This is a genomic window from Photorhabdus sp. RM323S, assembly GCF_042879375.1.
Lineage (GTDB): Bacteria > Pseudomonadota > Gammaproteobacteria > Enterobacterales > Enterobacteriaceae > Photorhabdus > Photorhabdus tasmaniensis.
In genome coordinates this window covers 1-996 of sequence record NZ_JBHFKZ010000158.1, presented here as the reverse complement: position 1 = coordinate 996, position 996 = coordinate 1, and the positions used below count along the sequence as shown (strand labels likewise).

General features: G+C 39.6%; 1 protein-coding gene. It reads right to left on the bottom strand.

The features are described from left to right. Nucleotides 1-483 precede the first annotated feature (483 nt). The coding region (locus ACGF7G_RS22410) for an IS630 family transposase (RefSeq protein WP_387468483.1) at nucleotides 484-996 on the bottom strand (513 nt) is incomplete at its 5' end.

Below are 996 nucleotides of genomic sequence, written 5' to 3'. Positions count from 1 at the left end.
AAAGGGGGCGTATCAGACCGCTGACAAAGTCCTAGCCAAAAGGTTAGGACTTTGATCTAATAGAGTTAGTGCAAAAAATGGACTAACCGACATGCTTATAATTTACTTTATTACTGATTCCTCTCCCTAAAATCTGGGCACAGAGTTATGTGCCCGCACTACAACTGGGATTAATGCCGTAGTTTGAGTGCTGGAATGGTGCAACAGAAAGTAATAAACAGTAGCCCAAGTAAAATCAGGGAAAAACCCTCACGACTTGGATCAATGCTGTAAAGTACAGCGACAGTTGCCGTACCTAGCGATGCACCAAATAAGGTTCCTATTCCATCGTTTCCATAGTGATTTTCAGATCAGGACAACCATTTCCCGAAGTAGAAGATATTATTGGATCAAAACTCAAAAGAAGTTTGGAAGGCCCTCGTGTATACACTCCTGTTTCTTGATAATTATAGTTATCCGCAAAACGTAAATTGTGCAGGCGATCTAAAATAATATTGGATGAAACTTCCAACTGACAAAGTGAAAATGGTCGTTAATTCTAGACATCAGCGAGTCCGCTATATCAGGTAGCGTTGTGGTGAAAAATTTAAATACTTTGTTTCGAAGTTCATGTTTATTAGCGAAATAACGGTTATTTCGAACATGTTCATTCATGACCTTCCATAATCGCTCTATCGGGTTTAAATTTGGGCTGTATGGAGGAAGGTAATGTAACTCAATATTGCTAACATAAGCCCACTCCTTCACAAGATGCGCTTTGTTGTAACCCGCTCCATCCACAATAAGATGAATTTTTTGATGATAGTCAGGATAAGACTTTCTTATTTCATTGAAAAAACAGCACATGTTGTAGTCATTGAGGGTTTGATATTCCTGGAACACCGTATGACCAATGGCATTCAGGTTGAGTGCACCCAATATATTCAGACGAGTTCGACTTCCTGTTGTTTTGACTGTTTTTTTCTCGCCTTTTCGCATCCAGCCATAACCGAGTTT